A 3,753-nucleotide genomic window follows, 5' to 3' on the forward strand; every position below is an offset into this window, starting at 1 on the left:
TTTATAATAAGGCGATTCGTATTTTTTTCATGTTTGGAATACATAACATGTTCATTTAAATATACTAATTGTAAAATCATATTTTTTAATTCATTTGAAGTACAATATTTCCAAATTGTTCTCCATGTTCCATACGGCTTAGTGCTCGAATTGCTTCTTCTAACGAGTAAACTTTATCAATAATTGGTTTAATTTGATGTTTTTCTATAAACTTTATCATCTCATTAAATTCCTCACGGCTACCCATGGATGTTCCCATAATATCAATTTGATTGTAAAATAGCGCGCGTAATGGTAATTCAATTTTATCTCCTGAGCTTGCACCAAAATTCACGATTCTTCCGTTTGGTTTTAATACATCAAAATATTTCAAAAAAGTTGCTGGACCTATACTATCTATTATTAAATCTACTTTTTCACCTTGTAAGCTCTCTTCCCAATTTCCGGCACTATGAAAAGAAATATCTGCACCATATTTTGCAGCAAGTTCCATTTTATTCTCTACCCTTGAAGTAACACTCACTTTTGCGCCAATTGCTTTCGCGAATAACATGGCAAATGTAGCAACACCACCGCCTATTCCCGGAATTAAAACGTGTTCGCCGCGGTTCAATCTACCTTTAGTAAAAAGCGCTCTATATGCAGTTAATGCGGATAAAGATAAAACACCTGATTCTTCCCAAGTAAGATATGACGGCTTTTCTACAACATTTTCAACTGGTACAATTACATATTCAGCAAACGTTCCATCTTTCGGCCCACCTAGCACTTCCGGTAACTCCGGTACTTCAGTAGCATGTTCCCATCCAATACTAGGATTAATAATAACTTCTGTATGTAATATGTTATCAGAAACACCGTTTCCAATTTCCGTAACAATACCTGCACCATCTGATCCTAAGATTAAAGGTAATTGCATTTCTTTTCTATTATTCATAATAAATAAATCCCGATGATTTAAGCCTGCTGATTTTAATTTCACTTTAACTTCCCCATCATTAAGTGCTCTCTCAGGTGATATTTTATATTCTACACCGTCAAACCCAGTTTTATATTGATGTACGATAGCTTTCATTATTATTCCCCCTTAATAATTTTAATGTACTAGAAATTTCGAAATAAACAAAATGATTTGATCGTAAAAAAAGAAGGAATGCAAAACGCACCCCTTCTTTGAAGGCTTATTTTATTATACATGGTAATGTAATCGTAACGATTGTTTCTTCATTTTCTTTACTCTCTATTTTAATAGCTCCGTTATATTTTTCTACAAGTCGTTTTGCAATAGACAAACCTAGTCCGTTTCCACCTTGTTTTCGACTTCTCGCTTTGTCAACTCGGTAAAACCGATTAAGAACAAATGGTAAATCGGATTCAGGTATTCCCGTTCCATGATCTATTACACGAATTGTAACTTTCCCTGATTGTAAACTGGATTCTATGCAAATATATTTATTAACCTCTTTTGTATACTTAACTGCATTATCCATTATGATAATAATAATTTGTTCTAAGTAAGATGATGGCATTGACACATAAGCTGCATCATCCGAAAATTTCATATCAAATTGAAAATCACTTTGAATTACTATAAAGTTTTGTGTAACATGTTTTAATACGCTATTTACATGGACTGGCTCAGCTGCTATTGGATACATTTGTTCAGATTCAGCTCTTGATAGTTCTAGCAATTCTGAAACTAATTTATTTAAACGCTCTACTTCCTTTAAACTAGATTGAAGAGATTTATCTAATACTGCTGGATCATTTTTTCCCCATCGGTTTAACATCGCTAAGTGACCATGAATAATTGTTAACGGTGTTCTTAGTTCATGAGATGCGTCTTCGACAAACTGTTTCTGTTGTGCAAAAGAAGTTTCTACTTCATCCATCATCTCGTTAAAGAGAAATGATAATTTTGCAAGCTCATCATTATTTTCTCGTACTGGAACCCGTTCATTTAGTCCATTCTTTTTAATACGTTTCATCGTATCTGTTATATTTTGAACACTTGATAATAGTTTCTTCGTTATAAGAATCCCACCTAAAAAACTAAATATCAATCCAAATATTCCAGCAATAAGCATTACCACTAAAATAACTTTTAATAAATAATCAAATGTCTCTAGGTTTTTCGTAAGTTCAATAGTGCCAGTAAACTCTTTCGTTTTAATTGGTATGCGCTTAACTAATATTCGATCTTCTAAATGCCTTTTTATAAATGACTCATCTTTTATAACCTGTTTCGGCTTTATCCACGTTTCATTAAAATCTCGTGAAACAGTAATAATCGGCCCCCCATCCATGTCAATAATACGAATCATTTGATGCTTATCAATCATATTGTTTAGAAAATCTTTACTGTTTTCAAATGTTTTACTCGAAAGGGTATCATTTTTATCTTGGAAATATGCCGCTATTTCCGTCACTTGCCTATTTATTTGTTTCTGTTCATAATCTATAGTCCACTTATTGATTACAATAAACTGCAAAGCACTATATAAGATGAACAAAATAAATACTAGTGTAGTGGACCAAAGTGTTAGTTTCCACTTTATAGGTAGATTTCGAATTCGAAACATAATATTTTTTATCATTTCATTATATATCCCGCACCACGGACTGTTTGGATATACTCCTCCTTATCTACACTATGTAACTTGTTTCGCAAATAACGAACATATACATCAACGATATTTGTCTCAACAATTGCATCATATCCCCATACTTGGTCCAGTAAAACATCACGAGTAAGTACGCGATTAATATTTTTCATAAACATAAGCAATAACTCGAATTCTTTATTTGTAAGTTCAATTTCTTCATTTCCTTTAGTTATAGTTCGAGATTCAATCTGAAGCTGCAAATCTTTGAATGTAAGAAATGAAACCTGCTTGTTTTCAATATGTTCTTCTCTTCTAAATATCACTCTCATACGTGCTAACAGTTCTTCAATTGCAAATGGTTTCGGAAGATAATCATCCGCTCCACTATCTAAACCTGTCACACGGTCCATAATACTATCACGAGCAGTCAGCATAATAATAGGTGTATTTTTAGTCGCTCTTAGTCGACGACATACCTCTAGTCCATTTAATCCAGGCAGCATTAAATCAAGCAAAATGAGATCGTAATTCTTTTCAAGTGCTGCGCTTAACCCTTTTCTTCCATCTAGTTGTATATCTACTTTATACCCTTCATATTTTAGTTCTAATTCTAGAAAATCTGCTAAACTTTCCTCATCCTCAATAATTAAAATGTGTTGCAACGGTAGTTCCTCCTAGACAATTAAATGAATAAATAATCCTATTCCAAATATAATTACAATGATTTGATGCACTTTTCTATACATCATAAATTTTTCTTTCTTATTTATTTTCTGTAAATAAAACCCAACAACCCCTAGTGCGATTAAGGCTAATAGAGAAAATATGCCACTGTATATGAGTAAAATATGAGGACTCCCTTTTATAAAAAAGTAAACACCATGAGTAATTGCAACAGCTATTATAGCGTATCCAATTAATACATGAAACTTTTTTGCAAATAGATACACTTCTTTAACTTTTTTAAATCCTTGTATATTTTTCTTCTTTAAAAACACCCATATATGGCGTAAAAACCATAATGAAGCAGCGATAATAGCCCCATATTCACCAAAAGAGCCTAATTTTTTATTTAACCATTTTACATTCAAAACATTGCCGTATATAACATTAATAAATAGCATCAATACACTACAAATAATAATAG

At 32.2% G+C, this 3,753-nt stretch carries 4 protein-coding genes; all 4 read right to left on the reverse strand.

The genetic code is table 11. The annotated features are described in order from the left end of the window. Nucleotides 1-85: 85 nt before the first annotated feature. A complete protein-coding gene (locus ABWK52_RS23905; RefSeq protein ID WP_097856704.1) occupies nt 86-1,075 on the reverse strand; it encodes a zinc-binding dehydrogenase in 990 nt (329 codons plus the stop codon). Between the two features lie 106 nt (nt 1,076-1,181). Further along, a complete protein-coding gene (locus ABWK52_RS23910) occupies nt 1,182-2,597 on the reverse strand; it encodes a HAMP domain-containing sensor histidine kinase (protein WP_097856703.1) in 1,416 nt (471 codons plus the stop codon). Further along, entirely contained in the window at nt 2,594-3,268 is a 675-nt protein-coding gene (locus tag ABWK52_RS23915; RefSeq protein ID WP_001163828.1) for a response regulator transcription factor, read from the reverse strand. Before ABWK52_RS23915 ends, ABWK52_RS23910 begins: the two co-directional genes overlap by 4 nt. Nucleotides 3,269-3,280: 12 nt before the next feature. Continuing rightward, nucleotides 3,281-3,751 carry a hypothetical protein gene (locus ABWK52_RS23920; protein ID WP_353772179.1) on the reverse strand — a complete coding sequence of 157 codons (471 nt, stop codon included), beginning with the start codon at nt 3,749-3,751 and terminating at the stop codon, nt 3,281-3,283. Nucleotides 3,752-3,753: the final 2 nt, after the last annotated feature.

Origin of the sequence: Bacillus sp. AP50 (genome assembly GCF_040492675.1) — a bacterium.
GTDB lineage: Bacteria > Bacillota > Bacilli > Bacillales > Bacillaceae_G > Bacillus_A > Bacillus_A cereus.